This window comes from Pseudomonas entomophila (assembly GCF_029478665.1).
Lineage (GTDB): Bacteria > Pseudomonadota > Gammaproteobacteria > Pseudomonadales > Pseudomonadaceae > Aquipseudomonas > Aquipseudomonas entomophila_F.
On record NZ_JARPQB010000036.1, the window covers coordinates 1 to 19826 of the forward strand.

At 59.8% G+C, this 19826-nt stretch carries 34 protein-coding genes and 1 tRNA gene; 29 read left to right on the forward strand and 6 right to left on the reverse strand.

Annotation, left to right across the window (positions count from 1 at the left end; all coding sequences use genetic code 11):
* Nucleotides 1–397 precede the first annotated feature (397 nt).
* From P5705_RS17920 to P5705_RS17955, 8 genes are all read left to right on the forward strand, one after another.
* Nucleotides 398–826 (forward strand): hypothetical protein, encoded by a 429-nt coding sequence (locus tag P5705_RS17920; RefSeq protein ID WP_277462210.1) that lies wholly within the window; start codon nt 398–400, stop codon nt 824–826.
* Nucleotides 823–1014: a hypothetical protein gene (locus tag P5705_RS17925; RefSeq protein WP_277462211.1), complete on the forward strand. Its 192-nt coding sequence runs from the start codon at nt 823–825 to the stop codon at nt 1012–1014. Before P5705_RS17920 ends, P5705_RS17925 begins: the two co-directional genes overlap by 4 nt.
* Nucleotides 1011–1232: a hypothetical protein gene (locus P5705_RS17930; RefSeq protein WP_277462212.1), complete on the forward strand. Its 222-nt coding sequence runs from the start codon at nt 1011–1013 to the stop codon at nt 1230–1232. Before P5705_RS17925 ends, P5705_RS17930 begins: the two co-directional genes overlap by 4 nt.
* The gene (locus P5705_RS17935; RefSeq protein ID WP_277462213.1) at nt 1229–1555 is read left to right on the forward strand and encodes a hypothetical protein; all 327 of its coding nucleotides are present in this window, start codon (nt 1229–1231) and stop codon (nt 1553–1555) included. Before P5705_RS17930 ends, P5705_RS17935 begins: the two co-directional genes overlap by 4 nt.
* A gap of 290 nt (nt 1556–1845) precedes the next feature.
* Nucleotides 1846–2577 (forward strand): hypothetical protein, encoded by a 732-nt coding sequence (locus tag P5705_RS17940; RefSeq protein WP_277462214.1) that lies wholly within the window; start codon nt 1846–1848, stop codon nt 2575–2577.
* Nucleotides 2574–3137, forward strand: a complete 564-nt coding sequence (locus P5705_RS17945; protein WP_277462215.1) for a siphovirus Gp157 family protein — start codon at nt 2574–2576, stop codon at nt 3135–3137. Before P5705_RS17940 ends, P5705_RS17945 begins: the two co-directional genes overlap by 4 nt.
* Before the next feature lie 9 nt (nt 3138–3146).
* Nucleotides 3147–3641, forward strand: coding sequence for a single-stranded DNA-binding protein (locus tag P5705_RS17950; protein ID WP_277462216.1), 495 nt, complete (start codon nt 3147–3149; stop codon nt 3639–3641).
* A 96-nt stretch (nt 3642–3737) separates the two neighbouring features.
* Entirely contained in the window at nt 3738–4100 is a 363-nt protein-coding gene (locus tag P5705_RS17955; RefSeq protein WP_277462217.1) for a hypothetical protein, read from the forward strand.
* A 23-nt stretch (nt 4101–4123) separates the two neighbouring features.
* Here P5705_RS17955 and P5705_RS17960 read toward each other — a convergent pair whose 3' ends face one another.
* A complete protein-coding gene (locus P5705_RS17960; protein ID WP_277462218.1) occupies nt 4124–5299 on the reverse strand; it encodes a putative phage abortive infection protein in 1176 nt (391 codons plus the stop codon).
* Between P5705_RS17960 and P5705_RS17965 the strand changes: the two genes are divergently transcribed.
* The gene (locus P5705_RS17965; RefSeq protein WP_277462219.1) at nt 5298–5630 is read left to right on the forward strand and encodes a hypothetical protein; all 333 of its coding nucleotides are present in this window, start codon (nt 5298–5300) and stop codon (nt 5628–5630) included. The two genes, P5705_RS17960 and P5705_RS17965, sit on opposite strands and share 2 nt — an antisense overlap.
* 10 nt (nt 5631–5640) lie before the next feature.
* On the opposite strand, the gene P5705_RS17970 is transcribed toward P5705_RS17965, so the two are convergent.
* The 3 genes from P5705_RS17970 to P5705_RS17980 all read right to left on the reverse strand — a co-directional run bounded on the left by P5705_RS17970 (nt 5641) and on the right by P5705_RS17980 (nt 6981).
* The gene (locus P5705_RS17970) at nt 5641–5853 is read right to left on the reverse strand and encodes a hypothetical protein (RefSeq protein WP_277462220.1); all 213 of its coding nucleotides are present in this window, start codon (nt 5851–5853) and stop codon (nt 5641–5643) included.
* A 132-nt stretch (nt 5854–5985) separates the two neighbouring features.
* Nucleotides 5986–6225, reverse strand: coding sequence for a hypothetical protein (locus tag P5705_RS17975; RefSeq protein ID WP_277462221.1), 240 nt, complete (start codon nt 6223–6225; stop codon nt 5986–5988).
* A 96-nt stretch (nt 6226–6321) separates the two neighbouring features.
* Entirely contained in the window at nt 6322–6981 is a 660-nt protein-coding gene (locus tag P5705_RS17980) for a hypothetical protein (protein ID WP_277462222.1), read from the reverse strand.
* Nucleotides 6982–7034: 53 nt separating this feature from the next.
* Here P5705_RS17980 and P5705_RS17985 point away from each other — a divergent pair, with 53 nt between their 5' ends.
* Nucleotides 7035–7799 carry a hypothetical protein gene (locus P5705_RS17985; protein ID WP_277462223.1) on the forward strand — a complete coding sequence of 255 codons (765 nt, stop codon included), beginning with the start codon at nt 7035–7037 and terminating at the stop codon, nt 7797–7799.
* 13 nt (nt 7800–7812) lie between these two features.
* Nucleotides 7813–8736 (forward strand): DNA cytosine methyltransferase, encoded by a 924-nt coding sequence (locus tag P5705_RS17990; protein WP_277462224.1) that lies wholly within the window; start codon nt 7813–7815, stop codon nt 8734–8736.
* Between the two features lie 2 nt (nt 8737–8738).
* On the opposite strand, the gene P5705_RS17995 is transcribed toward P5705_RS17990, so the two are convergent.
* Entirely contained in the window at nt 8739–9002 is a 264-nt protein-coding gene (locus P5705_RS17995) for a hypothetical protein (protein WP_277462225.1), read from the reverse strand.
* A 48-nt stretch (nt 9003–9050) separates the two neighbouring features.
* On the opposite strand from P5705_RS17995, the gene P5705_RS18000 reads away from it, so the two are divergent.
* From P5705_RS18000 to P5705_RS18045, 10 genes are all read left to right on the forward strand, one after another.
* Nucleotides 9051–9275 carry a hypothetical protein gene (locus tag P5705_RS18000; protein ID WP_277462226.1) on the forward strand — a complete coding sequence of 75 codons (225 nt, stop codon included), beginning with the start codon at nt 9051–9053 and terminating at the stop codon, nt 9273–9275.
* The gene (locus tag P5705_RS18005) at nt 9272–9457 is read left to right on the forward strand and encodes a hypothetical protein (RefSeq protein ID WP_277462227.1); all 186 of its coding nucleotides are present in this window, start codon (nt 9272–9274) and stop codon (nt 9455–9457) included. Before P5705_RS18000 ends, P5705_RS18005 begins: the two co-directional genes overlap by 4 nt.
* 81 nt (nt 9458–9538) lie before the next feature.
* Nucleotides 9539–10282 carry a hypothetical protein gene (locus tag P5705_RS18010; RefSeq protein WP_277462228.1) on the forward strand — a complete coding sequence of 248 codons (744 nt, stop codon included), beginning with the start codon at nt 9539–9541 and terminating at the stop codon, nt 10280–10282.
* Nucleotides 10279–10554, forward strand: a complete 276-nt coding sequence (locus P5705_RS18015) for a hypothetical protein (protein ID WP_277462229.1) — start codon at nt 10279–10281, stop codon at nt 10552–10554. Before P5705_RS18010 ends, P5705_RS18015 begins: the two co-directional genes overlap by 4 nt.
* Nucleotides 10551–10997, forward strand: coding sequence for an ASCH domain-containing protein (locus P5705_RS18020; RefSeq protein WP_277462230.1), 447 nt, complete (start codon nt 10551–10553; stop codon nt 10995–10997). The genes P5705_RS18015 and P5705_RS18020 overlap by 4 nt, the downstream gene beginning before the upstream one ends.
* Nucleotides 10994–11344 carry a hypothetical protein gene (locus P5705_RS18025; RefSeq protein WP_277462231.1) on the forward strand — a complete coding sequence of 117 codons (351 nt, stop codon included), beginning with the start codon at nt 10994–10996 and terminating at the stop codon, nt 11342–11344. Before P5705_RS18020 ends, P5705_RS18025 begins: the two co-directional genes overlap by 4 nt.
* A gap of 43 nt (nt 11345–11387) precedes the next feature.
* Nucleotides 11388–11588, forward strand: coding sequence for a hypothetical protein (locus P5705_RS18030; RefSeq protein ID WP_277462232.1), 201 nt, complete (start codon nt 11388–11390; stop codon nt 11586–11588).
* A gap of 52 nt (nt 11589–11640) precedes the next feature.
* Nucleotides 11641–12285: a hypothetical protein gene (locus P5705_RS18035; protein WP_277462233.1), complete on the forward strand. Its 645-nt coding sequence runs from the start codon at nt 11641–11643 to the stop codon at nt 12283–12285.
* 36 nt (nt 12286–12321) lie between these two features.
* A complete protein-coding gene (locus P5705_RS18040) occupies nt 12322–12567 on the forward strand; it encodes a DUF4224 domain-containing protein (protein WP_277462234.1) in 246 nt (81 codons plus the stop codon).
* A 1-nt stretch (nt 12568) separates the two neighbouring features.
* On the forward strand, nt 12569–13618 hold the full coding sequence (locus tag P5705_RS18045; protein ID WP_277462235.1) for a tyrosine-type recombinase/integrase: 1050 nt from the start codon (nt 12569–12571) through the stop codon (nt 13616–13618).
* A 121-nt stretch (nt 13619–13739) separates the two neighbouring features.
* Here P5705_RS18045 and P5705_RS18050 read toward each other — a convergent pair.
* Nucleotides 13740–13827: transfer RNA gene (locus P5705_RS18050), tRNA-Ser, on the reverse strand.
* A gap of 149 nt (nt 13828–13976) precedes the next feature.
* Between P5705_RS18050 and P5705_RS18055 the strand changes: the two genes are divergently transcribed.
* The 8 genes from P5705_RS18055 to P5705_RS18090 all read left to right on the forward strand — a co-directional run bounded on the left by P5705_RS18055 (nt 13977) and on the right by P5705_RS18090 (nt 19760).
* A complete protein-coding gene (locus P5705_RS18055) occupies nt 13977–14648 on the forward strand; it encodes a Bax inhibitor-1/YccA family protein (RefSeq protein WP_248919704.1) in 672 nt (223 codons plus the stop codon).
* A gap of 209 nt (nt 14649–14857) precedes the next feature.
* Nucleotides 14858–16237, forward strand: coding sequence for a nucleobase:cation symporter-2 family protein (locus P5705_RS18060; RefSeq protein ID WP_240063393.1), 1380 nt, complete (start codon nt 14858–14860; stop codon nt 16235–16237).
* An 87-nt stretch (nt 16238–16324) separates the two neighbouring features.
* A complete protein-coding gene (gene tusD / locus P5705_RS18065; RefSeq protein ID WP_277462236.1) occupies nt 16325–16717 on the forward strand; it encodes a sulfurtransferase complex subunit TusD in 393 nt (130 codons plus the stop codon).
* Between the two features lies 1 nt (nt 16718).
* Nucleotides 16719–17078, forward strand: a complete 360-nt coding sequence (gene tusC, locus P5705_RS18070; RefSeq protein ID WP_277462237.1) for a sulfurtransferase complex subunit TusC — start codon at nt 16719–16721, stop codon at nt 17076–17078.
* Nucleotides 17078–17374, forward strand: a complete 297-nt coding sequence (gene tusB / locus P5705_RS18075; RefSeq protein ID WP_277462238.1) for a sulfurtransferase complex subunit TusB — start codon at nt 17078–17080, stop codon at nt 17372–17374. The genes tusC and tusB overlap by 1 nt, the downstream gene beginning before the upstream one ends.
* A complete protein-coding gene (locus tag P5705_RS18080; RefSeq protein WP_277462239.1) occupies nt 17371–17706 on the forward strand; it encodes a TusE/DsrC/DsvC family sulfur relay protein in 336 nt (111 codons plus the stop codon). The genes tusB and P5705_RS18080 overlap by 4 nt, the downstream gene beginning before the upstream one ends.
* Before the next feature lie 14 nt (nt 17707–17720).
* Entirely contained in the window at nt 17721–18704 is a 984-nt protein-coding gene (locus P5705_RS18085) for a glycosyl transferase family protein (RefSeq protein ID WP_277462274.1), read from the forward strand.
* A gap of 96 nt (nt 18705–18800) precedes the next feature.
* The gene (locus tag P5705_RS18090) at nt 18801–19760 is read left to right on the forward strand and encodes a glutathione S-transferase family protein (protein ID WP_277462240.1); all 960 of its coding nucleotides are present in this window, start codon (nt 18801–18803) and stop codon (nt 19758–19760) included.
* The last annotated feature ends 66 nt before the right edge of the window (nt 19761–19826 follow it).

The window sequence follows — 19826 nt, forward strand, 5'->3', positions numbered from 1 at the left end:
CAGAGGTTTCGGCGAGGTTTCAAAGGTTTTCATACAGAACCTAATCCACACCATCATCAGCGCAGAGCGTCCTGCCCCACATTCAAGTGTAGGGGGACAGTCAGGGCGCTCTGCGGTGTTGATGAATTCTGCCGCCATGCAGCGAGCTTCCATCCAGCGAGGCCCCGAGGAATGAACGGGGCCGATGCCGGTATTGGCACCGGCCATCAACACCATCGCAGGCGAGTCCGAGGGCAACAGCTGGCCAGACTTGACGCATCCCGGGTAGCGCCGGGCGCCTGCCCCTTCCCTTCACTTCGACCGCATTGGACAGGTGCCAGCGAGCTTCACGGCTCGGGTTTGGTCACCTGTGCTGGCATCTGCCTAATGCGGTTGCTCAACCAAACAAGAGGTCGCCATGGGTGCACTTAGAGCCGCACAGTTTGAGTACGACAACCGGATGCCGGCGGCGGTGATCGACGATGATGCCGACCAGCTGGAGTGGGTCGAAAAGCACGCTGCTCAGTTGGTGCTGGGCTATCGGATTAGCTGGGGCTACCGCGGCGAACGCGGCGAGATTACCCAGGCCGACTTCGCCCAGGCTGTGCAGGATCACCTGAACAACCGTCAGATCGACGGCCTGGACACTCGTGACGCCTTTGGCCAGTTGGTCATGGCTGGCATGGGCACCGGCAGCGCGGGCTTCATCATGGAGCTGTGCACCTACCTTCTCGGCGGCACCAAGGTGCTCAAGGAGATCGCCGCCGACCTGGTCAGGCCGGTGGCTGCCAAGGCTGTTGCAGCTGAGCAGCAGCGCGATCAGGAAGTTCAGGAGTGCGGGTTTTGAGCCCGCACGTCCTGATCGACCGGCAGCTGGACGCCCTGGCGCATCCGGCAACGTCCATCAGCTGGAGCGCAACGGTCCAGACGCAGCTCACCGAAATGCTGGCCGACCAGCGCCTCACTATCGAAGAGTTCAACCACTACTGCGGGCGCCTCAACAAAATCGTTGATGGGCGCAAGGAGGTTGTATGACCACGCCAATCGTTCAAACGCTCATCGACGAGCAGGTCGCAGAGTTACCCGAGGCACAGGCCATGCCGGCCGACCGGGTGCTGATGCTGTTCAAGGGGCCGACCTTCGAAGCTGCGGTGCACGAAGCAGAGCTGGCCAGTATCGAGAATCCGCAGGCTTGGAAGTGCCGGGCCTGCATCTGCGGCGAGTGGACGGTCGGGTATGAGGTGCGAGCATGAGCTACTCGCGCACCGACTACTACACCGAAGGCTTGGCGGAAGCCTTCGAAGAGCACGGTGTAGCTGCAACACCCGAGCAGATCCGAGCGATCGCCGATGATGTTGCTGGCTGGACCGAGAACATCGGCATGACCTTCCACACGCCTGTAGGAGACCCGCGCGATAGCGAGCTGGGCGATCTTCGCAAACAGCTGGAACGCGAGCGCAACAAGGTAGCCTGCAAGGCGTGTAATGGCTCAGGAACCCTTCACTTCTCAGGCCCCTACCACGGCTCGACGAGCAGCTGCAACAAATGCAATGGCACAGGCAGGCACGACCCATGACCAACCATCAACGCGGCCGCCGCTTCACCACCTGGCGCGGCTCCTTCATCGCCCTCTTCTTCTGCACTGCCTGGATGCTCGCAAGCGCATTGGCCGGCAGCATCACTTCCTGAATACACACCCGAGCACGGCGGGCCGCCTCGCGGATAGCCGTACCCTGAGTGGAGCGTAAGCCGGCAAGAGCGCGCAACCATCACCGGCAGCCAGGGCGTCCAGTAGACACCCACGGGCGTGACCTGGCATTTCCCTTTTTCAATTGACGGCGCCGGCCTGGCGCGAGGTGTTCACCAATGTCCACTACCAACATGCGCATCTGGGAGCAGGTGCAGACGACCGATACCCGCTTCACCAAGAACGCCGAGGTCGGCGGCCAGAAGATCACCAGCCTGAACGGCACCGCGATGGTCATGAAGGCCACCGAGATGTTCGGCCCGGTGGGCATCGGCTGGGGCTGGAAAGTGCTGGAGGAACGCTTCGACGACGGCCATGAGGTGTTCGCCGGTGAAGGTGACAAGCGCATCTGCTTGGGCCGCGAGATCGGCCACACCGTGAAGATCCAGCTGTGGTTCATGCAGGACGACCGGCGCGGCGAGGTCGAGCAGTACGGATGCACCCGGTACCAGTACAAGACCAAGTACGGCATGACTACCGATGGCGAAGCGCCGAAGAAGTCCCTGACCGACGCCATCAAGAAGGCCCTCTCCATGCTCGGCTTCAGCGCCGACGTGTTCTTGGGCATGTTCGATGACCAGAACTACGTCGAGCACCTTCGCGCCGAGGAGGCAATTGAGCAGGCGGAGGACCGCCAGGCCGAGGTCGAGCGCCAGAAGCAAGAGCGCCTGGACTTCATCCGGGACACCATCGAGACCATGAAGCGCGCGGTCACCCCGCATGAGCGCAAAAAGATCCACGACCACGCAGTGCGCAAGCTCATGGTACGCAAGGACGAGAAAGGCGCCGCCCGCATCTCGCTCGAACTGCGAAATATCGAAGCCGGCAAACCACAGGAGACTGCAGCATGACCCAGCTCTACGCACTCACCGGCCAGATGGCCGAACTGGCCGCCATGTGCGACACCGACGACGAAGGCCTCAAGCAGGCCATCCAGGACACCATGGCGGGCATCCAAGGTGAGTTCGAGGTTAAGGCCGACAACATCGTCATGCTTCGCCGGAACATCGAGGGCGACATAGGCGCAATTGACGCCGAGATCGACCGCCTCAACGAGCTCAAGCGCATCAAGGCCAATAGCGTGACGGCGATCACTGAGTACCTACGCAAAAACATGGACGCGGCGAACATCAAATCTATCAAGCGCCCGCTGTTCACCATCAGCCTGGTGGTCGGCAAGGAAAAGGTGATCGTCGACAACGAGGAGGCAGTTCCCGACGAACTGACCTCGGTCGCCACCAAGATCACGCCGGACAAGAACGCCATCGCCGCCAAGCTCAAGGCAGATCGAGAGCACAACGATTCCGTCCGCAAGCGCATGACCGCCGGTGAAGACTGCGAACACGAACTCATCCCAGAGCCAGGTTGGGCACACCTTGAACGCGGCGAAAGCTCAATCCGAATCAAGTAAGGAGGCCGCATGGCTCGTGGTATCAACAAAGTCATCCTGGTCGGCACCTGCGGCCAGGACCCAGAAGTCCGATATGCCCCCAATGGCACCGCGATCACCAACCTCAGCCTTGCCACCAGTGAGTCGTGGAACGACAGGCAGACCGGGCAGAAGGTCGAAAAGACCGAATGGCACCGCGTCACCCTGTTCGGGAAGGTAGCCGAGATAGCCGGGGAGTACCTGCGCAAGGGCTCCCAGGTTTACATCGAGGGCAAACTGAAAACCCGCGAGTGGGAGAAGGACGGGATCAAGCGCTACGTCACCGAGGTGCACGTCGACATCAACGGAACCATGCAGCTGCTCGGTGGCCGCCCACAGAACCAGCAGCAGAGCGGCGACCCGTACAACCAGGGCGGACAGCAGCAGTACAACCAGGCGCCGCGTCAGCAGGCACAACGCCCGCAGCAGCCGGCCCCGCAGCCAGCCGCCGAATTCGACAGCTTCGACGACGACATCCCGTTCTGAGGTGCGCCATGAGCCGACGAATTCGACGATCGCTGCGGCTGCATAAGCGCCGCGACCAGTTCAACTTGCCGCCCAGCGGATTGAAGGAGGTGCCGTATGGCGATGTCACAGCAGGCTCGGGACGAGAAGCGACGAGCCAAGGCCGAGCGCCTGCAGGAAGAAGACCTGCGCTTGAAGGTTCGACCAGGGACTAAACAGGCCCTGCTGGAACTGATGGAGTGGGCCGGGATTGAGGAGCAGGGCGAGGCGATGACACTGATGATTCATCGGCTTCATGAGCTGGCCCGCGACGAAGCAGTCAAGCTGCTAAAACCTCCGCGCCACAAGATTGAATTGAGCCCTTCTGTGGCGCGAAAGCTAGATCGGTTCCGAATCAGTCGGGAGCTTCGCACGCCAGACCTGCTGCTTGGCGACGACCCGGACGATACCGGCCTGATCCTCCTCGCAGAGCGGGCCTGAACCAGGCGGCCCCTTTCACCGGATCAGCATGCTGATGATTCAGCAGGAACCGGGGTAGGTGGTCTTCCCTGTTCTATCTTAGCAGCCAACTGCAGCGCAGTTGAATTGTCTCCATAGGCCGCCTTCTCCATAAAGACAACGTGCTCTTCCGCAGCAAGAAGGGTAACGTCTAAGTTATCGAACAGCGCATGCGCAACGGCAAATCTCTTGAATTTCTCACCATCACCAGTTAAACAATTATAATACAGCATAACCAATTCATAGTCCGAAAGCAGAGAGCGAACAACTAGCGGAAAACCTTTTTTATCAGAATAATCAGAGCTCTCAACAAACCTAAAAATAGAATAGAGACTCCTATAATAAAGACCTAAGTCCCCTTTGTTTTCCACCATGATAGACCCATAAGCCTTCACAGCCCTTTCTTGAGAATCAGCAAAATCAAATTGCTTACCCCAACCTGAGTATTCTTTTTTAATTTTGTTAACCCATATCCTGAAGCAATCTCGACCAACCGCAACTCGGCCTTTGTCGCCACGCCCATGCAAGTCAAAAGCCTGCACAATTTGCTGCTGCAAAGAAAGCATATTATAGAACTGTGACTCAATCTGCTGCCTAGCGCTCTGCTCTCGTGCTTCAAGCAAATCTTTCCGTTGAATCAGTAGCGTTATCAACACGCCTGAAAAAGCCAAGCCTGAAAAAAGAGCATTTAGAGTTCCAAAGCTATCCCCAAACTCCCCTTTCCGTAGGGAGTCAGGAACATCTACAAATGGCACATTCCAAACCAAAAAACAGAAAAACATCAAGTAACCAGCAAGAACCGCCGATAAAACCAAGGCCACCTTCAGGAAACTACTAGCTTTAAAGCCCATCCTTTTGATCAGCCATGACGACACCAAAGCCAAAGCCAAAGCCAAAGCCAACAAAACTACCGACACAGGCACTATCCGCCAGCCGACACCTGAGAGCGACTGATAAGTAGGTTCGGACAAAATCGACTCGGCAGCACTAATGGCATCTCCGAGATATCTACCGTTTTGGTCAACATCTAATTTCAAACTAAACCAACTCATAAATTTTATACCCTTGCGTCCACGAACAAGTTGTAGGTGGGATACCAAATACTCCACCACAATCCAAATTGCCACCATGCCGCCACCAGCACGGAGGCCAGTGTATTCAGACCAGGATGTATCGGCCATGACGGAGCAGAAGAAAGGAGCCGCCAAGCACTCAGCGGACTACCGCGAGCGCGAGAAGACGAAGGCCGCGAAGCTGGGCATCGAGAAGGTGTTCTTCAACATGCCTGCCGGGATCAAGTCTGCGTTGGCTGCCGAGGTCGAGCGTCACGGCTACGACCAAGTGCAGGAGCTCTGGCAGGACCTGGCCCTGTCGTGGATCGCGCAGGATCCTGTAGAGCGGGCGCGCCGACTTGAGCGGCCTGACGCGCCAGCTTTTTACATCTCGCCGAAACTAGCGCGACAGTTCGAAGAAGCCAGCTTGGCGGAACTGAGGCGTGATCCTAGCGATTAGGCACAGAGACCTACGCCAGTTTTCTGACCTTCACAACTGCGCCCTCAACTTCGTTCCACGCGTTTGAAACATGAGGATGCTCTGCCTGCCGATACTTCGAGTTGTCGAGTATCAGGGTCTTGGCCTTTTGGCTGATGTTTACCAGGTCTAAATCAAGATCCTGCGCAGCCCCAAGCACCGCAACGAGAGCCTGCTCCAACGCGATTTCGCGATCAGTTGCCATTTTCACTCCTTGTGCCCGGCCTCATGCCGGTCACCCGTAATACCCCATCCCACCCCAAAATGCCACCATGCCGCATCCAAGCAAGAAGGAGGCCAAGCTCCAAGTGCTGAATCAGGTAATCGGCGACACAAATCAAAAAGGCTTCAGAGTGAACATCAGCGTGCCTCGAAGCGTTCGCCCCTCTATGCCGTGAAACACCCCGACCAAATCACCGTTGTGGGTTTCGTCGGTTATTTGCTCACCGCAAATGTCATAGATCACTTTCCCCCGATGCTTGACGTGTCGCTGGTTCTCGATTGTCCCAATCTCCCTGCCGGTGTCGCTGATCACTCTGAATCGGCCTTTTGGGACCTGAACATCAAACATATCCATAACTACTCCTTGTGAGCCTCACGCAAAACCTAATCGTCCAATTTACCACCATGCCGCCACCAGCACGGGGAGCGACGCATGCAGTGAAAACATAAATCACAAATATTTCTTCTCAGCTACCAGACTTGAATCCCCCGCAATGCAGTCCCTACAAACCTCAAACTGTTGCCACCCAGAAGTACCATTTAACTTAAGATAGGAGATATCAAAGTCATAGTAGATATTATCAATAAACGTATCATCGATTTCAAAACCGAACGTCTCCGCGCTGGCAAGTCCAGGACACCCCACTACTGAAACCTCATCTCCATTCAGACTCACACGGATAACAAGGTTCTCACAGCATGCTCCTAAGTTACTTAGAACGAATTCATCTCTATCGACAAAACCTTGCCTAGTCATTACAGGGTGCGAGGACTTAAAGACCAGCTGCAATATTGGTTCCAATGCCTTTTCGTTGTTCCTCAATGACAGCTTTGTTGCCTCTGCCATTTCAGTTTGCTGACGAACCGACTCTTTAAGCTCCTGAGCCTGCAATAGAAGCGCCTCAGTGCCTTGTCTAAGCTCCTCGCCTTGCTGAAAGTATCCAAATACCAACCAGGCAAGCGCTAACGGCCCAAAAGCACCAGCCAGAAAGTCACCCAGCTCATTTAGGGAAAGGCTGGCTAACTCATCTTGTCGATAAATCGCGATAAACAAAAAGCCGCACATATAGATAAAAGTAAAAAGCAAAGCCAAGACTGTTCTGAAACTCATGCGTTGGCGCCCTGCCTAAATCAATTTTCCTAATATAGCGGCGAGGAGCCACCATGCACAATCGAATCGTCTGCCAGTTCAGTTGCGGTGCCGCTTCGGCGGTGGCCACCAAGCTGGCCTTGGCTGAATACAGCGACACCCATGACGTCCAGATCGTGAACGCCTTCATCGCCAACGAGCACGAAGACAACCGCCGGTTCGCCCAGGACTGCGAAGCCTGGTTCGGCCAGCCGATCACCGTCCTGCGGGACGAGAAGTACAGCGCCGATGCCCATGAGGTGTTCCGGCGCGAGCGCTACATGAAAGGCCGTTCCGGCGCACCGTGCACCAAGATCCTCAAGAGGCGCCTCCTCGACACGTGGAAGCAGCCGGGTGACGTAATGGTGTTCGGCTACACCGCCGAAGAGTCCGACCGCCTGGATGACTTTCGGGAGCGCAATCCAGACCGCCCAGTGATCGCCCCGCTGATCGATCGCGGCCTAGGCAAGGACGACTGCAAGGCCATCCTGTTGCGCGCTGGCATCGAGCTTCCGCTGATGTACCGCATGGGCTACGACAACGCCAACTGCATCGGTTGCGTGAAGGGTGGCGAAGGCTATTTCCGGGCTATCCGTCAAGATTTTCCCGATCAATTCGAGGCGCTATGCGCCATTCAGGATGATCTGGGCGAAGGCTCCTACCTATTCCGCAACCGCACCACCAATGTTCGTTTCTCCCTTCGCGAACTCGGCAACGGTCCGATTCGCCGCAACGAAAAACTTCCGGCCTGCTCGTTCTTCTGCGAGCTTGCCGAAGCCGACATCATCGCTCGCGCCTGACACGGAAATCACAATGACAACAGCAATCGACCTGTTCGCCGGCCTCGGCGGATGGAGCACCGGCGCGCGCGCCGCAGGTGTCCAAGTTCTCTGGGCGGCAAACCACTGGCCTGAGGCAGTGAAGTGGCATGCGGCCAATCACCAAGATACCGACCACGTATGCCAGGACCTGCACCAAGCCAACTGGGCAGCAGTTCCGCGCACCGATATCGGCATTGCCTCCCCATGCTGCCAAGGCCACGCAAAGGCCCGCGGCAAGAAAAACGGAAACCCAGAGCATGATGCGTCGAGATCCACGGCCTGGGCTGTGCCTTCAGCGGCCGAGGTGCTCCAGCAGGACGCTTGGGTGATCGAGAACGTGCCCGAGTTCGTGAACTGGGTGCTCTACCCCAGCTGGGTGGATGCGATGCAGCGCCTAGGCTACCAAGTCGCGCCGCACATCGTGGACTGCGCCGACCTCGGCGTGCCGCAGCATCGAGTGCGTCTGTTCCTGATCTGCACCAAGAGCAAGGCGCCGATCCAGCTTCAGCTCCAGCAGTGCTCGCATGTGCCGGCGAGCAGCTTCCTCGACTTCGACGCCGGGCGCTGGTCGCCGATCGAGAAGCCTGGTCGGGCCCAAGCCACGCTCGACCGCGTTCGCAACGGGCGCCAGCGCTTCGGCGATCGGTTCATCATGCCCTACTACGGCAAAGGCTCCGGCACTACCGGCCGAGACATCAACCGGCCGATCGGCACCATCACAACCCTGGACCGCTGGGCACTGGTCGACGGTGACCGCATGCGGATGCTCAGCGCCGAAGAGGCTTTGGCCGCGATGTCGTTCCCGGCAGACACCCTGCGGCCGGACAACCACCGGCTGACCATGCACATGGCCGGCAATGCGGTCCCGCCCCTTGCGGGCCAGCGCGTAATCGAGGCGCTGCTGAAGGCCGCTTGACATCAGCGTGGGTCTTCCGGGTCTCGCTTGAATCGCCCTTCTCCAAGTTGATAGCTGATCAAGTCGGAAACCTGACTCCGCAGTTCAGACACCTCACCTTGCAAGCTTTGCAATTGCTCTTCACGGTGATTGTTGAACCAGGCGCGATCAACTTCAATTGCATCGATACGGTTCGACATCTTACGGATATTGGTGAGAACTGATATCCCAACGGCTAACGCCCCCAGCGCGACGACAAAGGTCAACAGCGGCAATAAATCGTCCATTCCGAGAACTCCATCTGTTTCGCGCGAATGTAGCGCAGAGGTATCCCCATGCCCACAGAAAACCAATCCAGCATAGAGCCGAGCGCAAAGCAGATCTTCCGCGACTACTGCGACCGCTGCGCCGAGAAAGTGTCGACCTGGCCGGCTTGGAAGCGTGAGGCGATCAAGTCGCCCCCCGTGCTGGCGGTCGTGTGCAGGGGTGACGAGGCGCTGGGCACGGCATGCGGCAGGTGCATCAGGTGCGAACGCATCGCCCGGGAGAGCAAGCCATGAAAATCCATTGGGCGGCCCACATCGACTACGACCACGACGGCAACGACGACGAACACTTCTCAACATGCGGTGTTGGCCGTGGCCAGCGCGACGGCGAAGAGTGGGAGTCGGCCAGGTTCAAGTCCGAGGTGACTTGCAAGGCCTGTCTTAAAGCCATCGCCAAACAAGAGCGCAAATCCTGACAGGAGCACATTTGTACTCCACCCCGCTGTAACCCCTCTCCCCTCTATTCACTGCCGCGATATGGTGGCCAAGGAATCGTCATGCCTGAAGAAATCAAGCTAATCCAACGTGTGGTCGTCGAGCGCGACGCAGATGGCTGGTGGGATCACCCCGATCTGCCGGAATTCGACGAGGACCACGCGGCCTTCAGCGCTTGGCTGGTGCAACAGGGCCTCGAGCTGAAGCAATGGCACATGGAAGCGGACATCATCGACCATCACCCCTACGATGACGGTGAATGCCATTGCCTCGGGTGGGAGCCGGAATGCCCCGGGGCAGAGTGGTTCTTGCTCGGGATCTTCGACACGGAGGACGGTCCGTGCGTCAGCTGGGCACGCCGCAAATCTAATGAGGCCTGGTCGCTAAATGGCGACGACGGCTCTTGGGACTACCCGAGCTTGGCCGCCCTGCTGCGCGACAACTACGGAAACGTGGTTGATGGAACCAACTTCGGCCCAGGCCTGGGCAATGATCTTCAGGTGGGAGACACCGTGTTCCGCGGAGTCGAGTGCAAGGCCGATCCTGCAGTGTTTCTGCCTGATTCTGACGATCTCATGAATCACATGTTCGAAGCGGCGGCCGGCAGCGACGCGGGCGAATGGGCAGACAACTACCCTGACCTCGACGACGAGGCGAAAGCAGCTCTCGGGCAGGCTTTGGAACCACTGAAGGCCTGGGCTCGAGAGTTCTGCCAACCCAACTTTTTCACGATCGAGAGCACGGCCGAGCACGTCATTACCGAAGAAGACGTGCGCCTCGCCAAGGCAGGCGGGGTGCTCCTGTGACCCGCCTAGCCCTCTGCATCCTGCTGCTGGCCACCGGCGCCAGCGCTGAGCAACTCACCGATGACATCAAGGTCGTGCACGACCAGAAGCGCGGCGCGACCTGCTGGGTGCTGTACGGAAGCTATGGCAGCCAACAAGCGATCTTCTGCATCCCCGACAGCCAGCTCAGCACAGGCAACGAGCGCCAGCTCTCCCCGCACGAACAACAGGACAGCGGGCCAACCCCGGCCGGCGCCCAGGCGCAATGGATCGAAGAGAGGTATTCGCTGTGAAGGTGCTTTCAATTCGCCAGCCATGGGCCTGGCAGATCATCTACGGCGGCAAGGACATCGAAAACCGGAGCTGGCACACCAAGTTCCGTGGGCGGTTCTTGGTGCACGCCGCCCAAGGCATGACCCGGCGCGAGCTGCGCGAAGCCAACAGGTTCTGCATGCTGCGCAACCTGCCGATCCCTATGGAGCTGTCCAGCCTGAAACGTGGCGGAATCATCGGCTCAGTTGAACTTGTCGACAGCGTCGAACGCAGCGAATCGCCCTGGTACATGGGAGAGAAAGGGTTCGTCCTGCGTGATCCGCGACCGTTGCCGTTCGTGCCGATGAAGGGGCGCTTGGGGTTCTTTGATGTGCCTACGGAAGCGTTGTGCACATGTCCATCAGGCAACGGCTCACTCCGCTGGCCGTGCCCTGTTCATCCACCGAAGGAGCTGATGCCATGAAGACACTCGGCGAAATCATCGAGGCCGCCAAGTCTGGCGAGCGGCCCGACTATGACGAACTCCGCTTGGCTGTCTGCGCCATGGACGGGCTCATGACGTTCGACCGCCAGGCCATCTGGAAGCTGGCCGAGGGCGAGGAGAAGGGCAAGAAGCAAATCCTGGTATGGAGCAGCCTATGGCAGCGCGATGAGCAGTTCGATCGTATCAAGCGGGCCATGGCCACAGACCCGAAAACGTGGCTCGGCCCCAACTACGACCCCGACAGCCCGGAAGTCCAGGAGCGGCGGCGTGTGTCGATCGCCATCATGGAAAGGGCTGCCCGACGCGCACAGGAGAAGAACCAATGATCGCCCTCGCCTACATGGCCTACCTGATCTATAGGGCGCCGCGGTGAATAGCCACCAGTACCAGCCATTCTCTGCTCGGGGCTTCGGTAGCTGGCACACCTGCAGCGCCTGCGGAACATCCAAGCACAGCGGCTACTACTGGCTGGCCGGCTATAAGAGCAAGACCGAACCGCCCTGCATAGCCTGGAAGATCGACCAAGAGTGGAAGGCCCAGGCCATCCCCGCGCCCATCACCGAAGCCTAATCCCCCCCCAACTACTCAAGCCCGCCTCGCGCGGGCATGGAGAGCTATTGCAATGCCAAACCACATCACCAACAAAGTAAGCGCGCCAGCTCACGTGCTCGCCTCGATGATCAACGAAGAAGGTCACATCGACTTCAGAGTACTCATCAAATTTGAGGGCGATTTCTCTTGGGACATGATTTGCGGTGCTGCAGAAACCGCTGCAGAGGCCGCAATCAATCTGCCACTTAGCAGCCACCCAATGCTTTCCACAATGCAGCGGCACAGCCGCGAGACTTCGTCTGTGACGAAGCTCAGCGATGAAAGCTTCGAGCAGTTCGTGCAGATGCTGCGCAACCACCGTAAGTGCGGCTACCTGCATGACATGGACTTCGGCCGTCAAGCCTGGGGCACCAAATGGAATGCGTACGGCCAGAAGGTTGACCTTGAAGGCCTCTGCCTGTCGTTCGATACAGCCTGGAACGCGCCCATCCCCATTTTCAAAGCACTCTCCGCCCTGCATCCAACGGAAGAAATCACAGTCGTGTTCGCTGACGAGGACATCGGCAGCAACTGCGGAACCCTGAAACTCAAGGCAGGCGAACTGGTAGAGCAGGACTGCGCGGGGTCATGGAACGGAATGAGCGAGGCCGAGCAGGCGAAGTGGCGGGCTTTCGCTATGGAAGTGACAGGCCGAACCGAAGAAGACGACGAATAACAAACCTGCCGCCACCGGCGGCGTGGAGACCATCCCATGGAAACCGAGATCCTTTCGGACGAAGAGCTGGCCGACCTGACCGGCTACAAGGCCAGAGGTTGGCAGCGCCGCTGGCTCAATGATCGCTGCTGGCACTTCGTCGAGAGCCGCGGCGGCCGCCCTCTGGTGGGTCGCCAGTATGCCCGCATGAAGTTGGGCGTAACCCTTGAGGTAGCGCCCCTAGCTCCCCTCCCCCCACCAGCCGCCGCCGCTTGGACACCAGACTTTTCGAAAGTGAGATGACATGCGCCCGCGCAAGACTGAGAACCGCCACCTCCCACCCCGACTGTACGAACGAAAGCGCAAGCGCAAAAGCGGCAAGGTTTGGGTCAGCTACTACTACCTAGATAGGTCGGGAAAGGAGATTGCCCTAGGCGCCGACCTGAACATCGCACGATTAAAGTGGGCTGAGCTGGAAGCGAAAGACAAGCCGCGTGATCTGCTGCTGATGAAAGCGATCTTCGATAGGTACCAACGCGACGTAATCCCCAAGAAGGCTGAACGGACACAGAAAGACAACCTAGCGGAACTTCGTCAGCTTCGCCCCTTCTTCGACGAGGCGCCAATTGACGCAATAACGCCGGCACTGGTCGCACAGTACCGGGATGCCAGGTCAGCGCCTGTGAGGGCAAACCGGGAAATCGCTCTTTTGTCCCACGTGTACAACCTGGCCCGCGAGTGGGGTTTCACCACGAAGGAGAACCCTTGCCAGGGCGTGCGTAAAAACAAGGAGACGCCCCGCGACTTCTACGCCAATGACGCGGTCTGGCGGGCGGTGTACGGGAAAGCGGTTGAAGAGCTGAAGGTCGCCATGGATTTGGCGTACTTGACGGGCCAGCGTCCTGCGGACGTGCTGGTGATGAGGAAGGACGACATCGAGGACAAGGCCCTCGGCGTGAAGCAAAAGAAGACCCACAAGAAACTGCGGATCCTGCTGGAGGTGGACGGATTGGCCAGCGGCCTGGGCGTCCTCATCGAAGAGATCTTGAAACGCAACGCGGCGCACGGATCACCTTACTTGATACTTACCGATGCGGGGAAACGAGTTACTGCGGCGATGCTACGGCACCGTTGGGATGATGCTCGGGAGGAGGCCGTGAAGGAAGCGACCGCCGCAGGGGACCAGGTGCTGGCCAGCCGAATCAGTCAGTTTCAATTCCGCGACATTCGCCCAAAGGCGGCCTCGGAAATCGCCGATGTCGACCATGCCAGCCTGCTGCTTGGCCACACGAAGGGAGACATAACCGAGAGGGTTTATCGACGCGTCGGGGCGCTCGCCAAGCCGACCAAATGAGCAAAGTATTAGGACGCGTCCTAATTCAAAGTATCTGGCGCCATTCCCAAGGGTGTTCCCACGGGTGGTTTTTCTGCACCCCGAAAACGCAAAAAGCCCTGAATAATCAGGGCTTTGAATGTGGCGGAAGCGTAGAGATTCGAACTCTAGGATAGTTGCCCATCGACGGTTTTCAAGACCGTTGCCTTAAACCACTCGGCCACGCTTCCAGCTGGTTTTGCGGCGGCAATAATACCTTAATGAAACACGCTGTCAAACTCTCTGTGTCGCGGGTTGTGGCAGCTCTGGTATGCTTCAGCCCATACGTTCCAATACCATGGGTCCCGACCCACCGGTTTAAACACCAAAGGAGTGCGCCATGCGCGAACAGGATTACGCCATCCAACACGGCCAGCAGGCCGAGCAGCAGGAAGTCAGCAAGGTCCTGCGCAACACGTACAGCCTGCTGGCGCTCACCCTCGCCTTCAGCGGCATCATGGCCTTCGTCGCCCAGCAGATGCGTGTCGGCTACCCGAACATCTTCGTGGTGCTGATCGGCTTCTACGGCCTGTTCTTCCTCACCAACAAGCTGCGTGACTCGGCCTGGGGCCTGGTATCCACCTTCGCCCTCACCGGTTTCATGGGCTTCATCCTCGGCCCGATCCTCAACCGCTACCTGGGCATGGCCGGTGGCGCCGAAGTGGTCAGCTCTGCGTTCGCCATGACCGCCCTGGTGTTCGGCGGCCTGTCCGCCTACGTGCTGATCACCCGCAAGGACATGAGTTTCCTCAGCGGCTTCATCACCGCCGGCTTCTTCGTCCTGCTGGGCGCAGTGGTGGCCAGCTTCTTCTTCCAGATCAGCGGCCTGCAACTGGCGATCAGCGCTGGCTTCGTGCTGTTCTCGTCGGTCTGCATCCTGTTCCAGACCAGCGCCATTATCCACGGCGGCGAGCGCAACTACATCATGGCGACCATCAGCCTGTATGTATCGATCTACAACCTGTTCGTCAGCCTGCTGCAGCTGTTCGGCATCATGGGTCGCGACGACTGATCCAACCGTTCGCATCACCTCGAAAAGCCCGCCTCGGCGGGCTTTTTCGTGCCTGATCGAAACTGGAATTTGCCAACAAAGCAATTGACCTAAAAGTCAGCTTATTCGCTGATTCCTCCGCGATTATGCGGCCATCGTGCTTGCCACTACCCCTCTGCGATTTCACCCCGTAGAATGCGCTCCTTTTTTCATCCAGGGCAGCAATTTCCATGAGTTCACTCGAGCAAGGCCCAGGCGCCACGGCGCCAGCCAATGAACTGGTTCTAGGCCTCGAAGACAAGCCACGCCTGATGATCGGCCTGCTGGCCGCCCTGCAGCACTTGCTGGCGATCATCGTACCGATCGTCACACCCGGTTTGCTGATCTGCCAGGCGCTGGGCGTATCCGCCCGCGACACCAACCTGATCGTGTCGATGTCGCTGGTGATCTCGGGGATCGCCACCTTTGTCCAGTGCAAGCGCTTCGGGCCATTCGGTGCCGGGCTGCTGATCGTCCAGGGCACCAGCTTCAACTTCGTCGGGCCGCTGATTGCCGGTGGCGCGCTGATGGTCAAGCAAGGGACGCCGGTGGAAAGCGTGATGGCGGCGATCTTCGGCGTGGTCATCGCCGGTTCGTTCGTGGAGATGGGCGTCTCGCGCATCCTGCCCTTCGTCAAACGCCTGATCACCCCACTGGTGACCGGCATCGTCGTGCTGATGATCGGCCTGACCCTGATCAAGGTCGGCCTGATCAGCATGGGCGGCGGCTTCGGCGCCATGGCCGACGGCACCTTTGCCAACGGCGAGAACCTGCTGTTGTCGGGCGTGGTGCTGGCGATCATCGTCATCCTCAACCGTATCCCGGTGGTGTGGATGCGCAGCTGCGCCATCGTCATCGCACTGGCCGTCGGCTATGCCCTGGCCGGTTACCTGGGCCGCCTGGACTTCACCGGCATGCACCAGGCCGCGCTGTTCCAGGTACCCACGCCGCTGCACTTCGGCCTGGGCTTCTCCTGGGCGCTGTTCATCCCGATGCTGGTGATCTACCTGGTCACCTCGCTGGAAGCCATTGGTGACGTCACCGCCACCAGCAAGGTCTCGCGCCAGCCGGTCGAAGGCCCGGTGTGGATGCAGCGGATCAAGGGCGGCGTGCTGGTCAACGGCGCCAACTCGTTGTTGGCGGGTCTGTTCAACACCTTCCCCAGCTCGATCTTCGCCCAGAACAACGGCGTGATTCAGCTGACCGGCATCGCCAGCCGCCATATCGGTATCTGGATCGCGGCCATGCTGATCCTGCTGGGCCTGTTCCCTAGCGTTGCCGGCGTGATCCAGGCCGTGCCGGAGCCCGTGCTCGGTGGCGCGGCCATGGTGATGTTCGGCGCGGTGGCCGCCTCGGGTATCAACATCCTCGCCAGCACCCGCCTCGACCGCCGCGCCCTGCTGATCATCGCCGTCTCGCTGGCCCTGGGCCTGGGCGTGGCGCAGGTGCCGGAGTTCCTGTCGCACATGCCGTCGGCACTGCGCCATGTACTGGAGTCGGGTGTCGCCACCGGCGGCATCTGCGCCCTGGTGCTCAACTGGTTCCTGCCGGAGAGCAAGGAAGCGGCCTGAGCCATGCCCTGCTGAACCGAAAAGCCCGCGCCCACCAGCGCGGGCTTTTTGCTTTATCATGGCCACATTCCTCTGTACGAGCTTTCCATGAAATTCGCCATCGCGGTTTTTTCCCCAGCCCATGCGCCCTCCTCGCGCCGCGCCCTGCGCTTCGCCGAGACGGCGCTGGCCGGCGGGCATGAAATTGCCCGGCTGTTCTTCTACCAGGACGGCGTGCACAGCGCTTCGGCCAACATCGTCACACCGCAGGATGAGCTGGATGTGGCGGCTCAGTGGCGTGCGTTCGTCAGCGAACACCGGCTCGACGCCGTGGTGTGTATTGCCGCCGCCCTGCGCCGTGGCGTGCTGGACGACTCGGAGGCCAACCGTTACCAGCGTCCGGCCGTAAATCTGCCCATGCCCTGGGAACTGTCAGGCCTGGGCCAGCTGCACGAGGCGGCGCAACTGGCCGATCGCCTGGTCTGTTTCGGAGGGGATTGAGATGGCCAAGGCGCTATTGATCATCAGCCGCCAGGCGCCCTGGAACGGCCCGTCCGCTCGCGAGGCACTCGACATCGCCCTGGCTGGCGGGGCCTTCGATCTGCCCTTGGGCATGCTGTTCCTCGATGACGGCGTGTTCCAGCTCGCTGCCGGCCAGCAACCCGATGCCTTGCAGCAGAAGAACCTTGCCGCCAACCTTCAGGCCCTGCCGATGTTCGGTGTCGAGGAATTGTTCGCCTGCGGCCATAGCCTGGCCCGTCGCGGGCTGGATGATGACTCGCTGAGCCTGCCGGTCGAGGTGCTCGACGATGCCGCGCTGGCTGCGCTGATTGCCCGTTTCGACCAGGTGGTGACGCTCTGATGACGACCCTGCATGTAATCGCTCATTCGCCGTTCGGTGACGAGCGCCTGGCCAGTTGCCTGCGCCTGCTGGGCCCGCAAGACGCACTGCTGCTGTGTGGCGATGCCACTTATGCACTCAAGCCCGGCGGCGAGCCCTTCGCAGCCCTGCAAGCCGCCCATCTCGGCGACCGCCTGTTCGCGCTCACCGAGGACCTGCAGGCCCGCGCCCTCGACAACCAAACGGCCAAGGCCGTGGACTACCCCGCCTTCGTCGAGCTCACCCTGCACTACGACAAGGTCAACAGCTGGCTATGAGCACACTGACTGTCGGTGATCGTTCGATCGCCCTGGACAAGGATGGTTTCCTGGTCGACCTGCAAGACTGGTCCCATGAGGTCGCCGAGTGCCTCGCAGGCCGCGAAGACATCACCTTGACCACGGATCATTGGGAGGTCCTCGAACTGCTGCGCCAGTTCTACGACGAGTACCAGCTGTCCCCAGCCACCCGTCCGCTGATCAAGTACACCGCACTCAAGCTGGGCGTGGAAAAGGGCAACAGCCCGCACCTCAACCGCCTGTTCAACGGCACTCCCGCCAAACTCGCCGCCAAGCTGGCGGGCCTGCCCAAGCCGACCAACTGCATATGACCGAACCGCTTGCATTGACCCTGGAAACCCCGGCCGAACATCCCTTCGCCGAATTCGTGCGTATTCTCGGCAAAGGCAAACGTGGCGCCCGCGGGTTGACCCGCGAAGAGGCCCGTGCCGCCATGACCTTGCTGCTTGAAGGCAAGGTGGAGGACACCCAGCTCGGCGCCTTCCTGATGCTGCTGCGGCACAAGGAGGAAAGCGCCGAGGAGTTGGCCGGTTTCACCGAGGCCCTGCGTGTGCACTTGCAAGCACCACGGATTGCCGTCGACCTCGACTGGCCGAGCTACGCCGGCAAGAAACGCCACCTGCCCTGGTACCTGCTGGCTGCCAAATGCCTGGCGGGCAACGGCCTGCGCATCCTGATGCACGGCGGTGGCGCACACACCGCAGGGCGGCTTTACACCGAGCAACTGCTTGGGCTGCTGGACATCCCCCTGTGCCGCGACTGGGCATCGGTCGAACAGACGCTGAACGCTCGTCGACTGGCCTTTGCTCCACTGCTGGACTGGGCCCCACAACTGCAGCGCATGATCGACCTGCGCAACACCCTCGGCCTGCGCTCGCCGATCCACTCGTTGGCCCGCGTGCTCAACCCCCTTGGCGCGCGCTGCGGGCTGCAAAGCATCTTCCACCCCGGCTACCAGGCCGTGCATCGCGAAGCCAGCCGCCTGCTCGGTGACCATGCGCTGGTGATCAAGGGCGATGGTGGCGAGATCGAGATCAATCCGGACGTGATCAGCCATCTCTACGGCACGTCCGCCGGCGAGGCGTGGGATGAGGAATGGCCAGCCTTGAGCGCCCAGCGCCATGTCAAACCCGCCAGCCTGCAACCTGAGCACCTGCTGGCCGTGTGGCGCGGTGAGGCCGACGACAGCTACGGCGAACTGGCCGTCATCGCCACCATGGCCCTGGCCCTGCGCGGGCTTGGACAAAACCGCGAGCAGGCCTTCAGCACCGCACAAACCTACTGGGCAACCCGGAAAAGCATCGAATAATCAGATCTGATTAGTGCAGTATTTGCGCTATTTATTCGAACGTTTTTATCTAGACTGAGTTCCAACGACAGACAACTTTGTTCGAGGAGCTCCAGCATGGGCCTTTTGATCGACGGCCACTGGCATGACCAGTGGTACCAGAGCAGCAAGGACGGCGCCTTCCAGCGCGAAAACGCACAGCGCCGCAATACACTGCCCGCTCCAGAGGCTGGTCGCTATCACCTGTACGTGTCGCTGGCCTGCCCCTGGGCCCACCGCACCCTGATCTTTCGCGCCCTCAAGGGCCTCGATCCGTTGATCGACGTCTCGGTGGTCAGTTGGCTGATGGGCGAGCACGGCTGGACCTTCGACCAGCAGGAAGGCTCAACGGGCGACCACCTGGACGCCTTGCAGTACCTGCACCAGCGCTATACCCAGGACGACCCGCACTACACCGGGCGCGTGACCGTGCCGGTGCTGTGGGACAAGCAGGAGAAGCGCATCGTCAACAACGAGTCGGCGGAGATCATTCGCATCTTCAACACGGCATTCAACGAACTCACCGGCAATACGCTGGACCTGTACCCAGAGCCCCTGCGCGCCACCATCGATGCGCTCAATGAACGTATTTATCCTGCAGTGAACAACGGCGTGTACCGCGCAGGCTTCGCCACTTCGCAACCCGCCTACGAGGCGGCCTTCGATGACGTGTTCAACGAGTTGGATCATCTGGAGGGGTTACTGGGCCGCCAGCGCTACCTGGCCGGCGAGTACCTGACCGAAGCCGACGTTCGCCTGTTCACGACACTGGTGCGTTTCGACGCGGTGTACCACGGTCACTTCAAGTGCAACCTGCGCCGCCTGAGCGATTATCCGAACCTGTCCAACTGGCTGCTCGAGCTGTATCAGTGGCCGGGCGTGGCCAAGACGGTGAACATGGAGCATATCCAGAAGCACTATTACATGAGCCACAAGACCATCAACCCGAATGGGATCGTGCCCAAGGGGCCGCTGCAGGATTTCAACTTGCCGCATGATCGCCAGCGGTTGCCTGGCAAAGGCATCTGGCAAGGCTGAAGCACCTGGGGCCGCCTTGCGCCCCATCGCCGGCAAGCCGGCTCCTACGGGGATGGTGCAGGAGCC

What these genes read in the sequence shown, in the direction of transcription:
- P5705_RS17920 (WP_277462210.1), top strand. Translation starts at nt 398, where the DNA reads ATGGGTGCACTTAGAGCCGCACAGTTTGAGTACGACAACCGGATGCCG.
- P5705_RS17930 (WP_277462212.1), top strand. Translation starts at nt 1,011, where the DNA reads ATGACCACGCCAATCGTTCAAACGCTCATCGACGAGCAGGTCGCAGAG.
- P5705_RS17935 (WP_277462213.1), top strand. Translation starts at nt 1,229, where the DNA reads ATGAGCTACTCGCGCACCGACTACTACACCGAAGGCTTGGCGGAAGCC.
- P5705_RS17940 (WP_277462214.1), top strand. Translation starts at nt 1,846, where the DNA reads ATGTCCACTACCAACATGCGCATCTGGGAGCAGGTGCAGACGACCGAT.
- P5705_RS17945 (WP_277462215.1), top strand. Translation starts at nt 2,574, where the DNA reads ATGACCCAGCTCTACGCACTCACCGGCCAGATGGCCGAACTGGCCGCC.
- P5705_RS17950 (WP_277462216.1), top strand. Translation starts at nt 3,147, where the DNA reads ATGGCTCGTGGTATCAACAAAGTCATCCTGGTCGGCACCTGCGGCCAG.
- P5705_RS17955 (WP_277462217.1), top strand. Translation starts at nt 3,738, where the DNA reads ATGGCGATGTCACAGCAGGCTCGGGACGAGAAGCGACGAGCCAAGGCC.
- P5705_RS17965 (WP_277462219.1), top strand. Translation starts at nt 5,298, where the DNA reads ATGACGGAGCAGAAGAAAGGAGCCGCCAAGCACTCAGCGGACTACCGC.
- P5705_RS17960 (WP_277462218.1), bottom strand. Translation starts at nt 5,299, where the DNA reads ATGGCCGATACATCCTGGTCTGAATACACTGGCCTCCGTGCTGGTGGC.
- P5705_RS17970 (WP_277462220.1), bottom strand. Translation starts at nt 5,853, where the DNA reads ATGGCAACTGATCGCGAAATCGCGTTGGAGCAGGCTCTCGTTGCGGTG.
- P5705_RS17975 (WP_277462221.1), bottom strand. Translation starts at nt 6,225, where the DNA reads ATGGATATGTTTGATGTTCAGGTCCCAAAAGGCCGATTCAGAGTGATC.
- P5705_RS17980 (WP_277462222.1), bottom strand. Translation starts at nt 6,981, where the DNA reads ATGAGTTTCAGAACAGTCTTGGCTTTGCTTTTTACTTTTATCTATATG.
- P5705_RS17985 (WP_277462223.1), top strand. Translation starts at nt 7,035, where the DNA reads ATGCACAATCGAATCGTCTGCCAGTTCAGTTGCGGTGCCGCTTCGGCG.
- P5705_RS17990 (WP_277462224.1), top strand. Translation starts at nt 7,813, where the DNA reads ATGACAACAGCAATCGACCTGTTCGCCGGCCTCGGCGGATGGAGCACC.
- P5705_RS17995 (WP_277462225.1), bottom strand. Translation starts at nt 9,002, where the DNA reads ATGGACGATTTATTGCCGCTGTTGACCTTTGTCGTCGCGCTGGGGGCG.
- P5705_RS18000 (WP_277462226.1), top strand. Translation starts at nt 9,051, where the DNA reads ATGCCCACAGAAAACCAATCCAGCATAGAGCCGAGCGCAAAGCAGATC.
- P5705_RS18005 (WP_277462227.1), top strand. Translation starts at nt 9,272, where the DNA reads ATGAAAATCCATTGGGCGGCCCACATCGACTACGACCACGACGGCAAC.
- P5705_RS18010 (WP_277462228.1), top strand. Translation starts at nt 9,539, where the DNA reads ATGCCTGAAGAAATCAAGCTAATCCAACGTGTGGTCGTCGAGCGCGAC.
- P5705_RS18025 (WP_277462231.1), top strand. Translation starts at nt 10,994, where the DNA reads ATGAAGACACTCGGCGAAATCATCGAGGCCGCCAAGTCTGGCGAGCGG.
- P5705_RS18035 (WP_277462233.1), top strand. Translation starts at nt 11,641, where the DNA reads ATGCCAAACCACATCACCAACAAAGTAAGCGCGCCAGCTCACGTGCTC.
- P5705_RS18040 (WP_277462234.1), top strand. Translation starts at nt 12,322, where the DNA reads ATGGAAACCGAGATCCTTTCGGACGAAGAGCTGGCCGACCTGACCGGC.
- P5705_RS18045 (WP_277462235.1), top strand. Translation starts at nt 12,569, where the DNA reads ATGCGCCCGCGCAAGACTGAGAACCGCCACCTCCCACCCCGACTGTAC.
- P5705_RS18055 (WP_248919704.1), top strand. Translation starts at nt 13,977, where the DNA reads ATGCGCGAACAGGATTACGCCATCCAACACGGCCAGCAGGCCGAGCAG.
- P5705_RS18060 (WP_240063393.1), top strand. Translation starts at nt 14,858, where the DNA reads ATGAGTTCACTCGAGCAAGGCCCAGGCGCCACGGCGCCAGCCAATGAA.
- tusD (WP_277462236.1), top strand. Translation starts at nt 16,325, where the DNA reads ATGAAATTCGCCATCGCGGTTTTTTCCCCAGCCCATGCGCCCTCCTCG.
- tusC (WP_277462237.1), top strand. Translation starts at nt 16,719, where the DNA reads ATGGCCAAGGCGCTATTGATCATCAGCCGCCAGGCGCCCTGGAACGGC.
- tusB (WP_277462238.1), top strand. Translation starts at nt 17,078, where the DNA reads ATGACGACCCTGCATGTAATCGCTCATTCGCCGTTCGGTGACGAGCGC.
- P5705_RS18080 (WP_277462239.1), top strand. Translation starts at nt 17,371, where the DNA reads ATGAGCACACTGACTGTCGGTGATCGTTCGATCGCCCTGGACAAGGAT.
- P5705_RS18090 (WP_277462240.1), top strand. Translation starts at nt 18,801, where the DNA reads ATGGGCCTTTTGATCGACGGCCACTGGCATGACCAGTGGTACCAGAGC.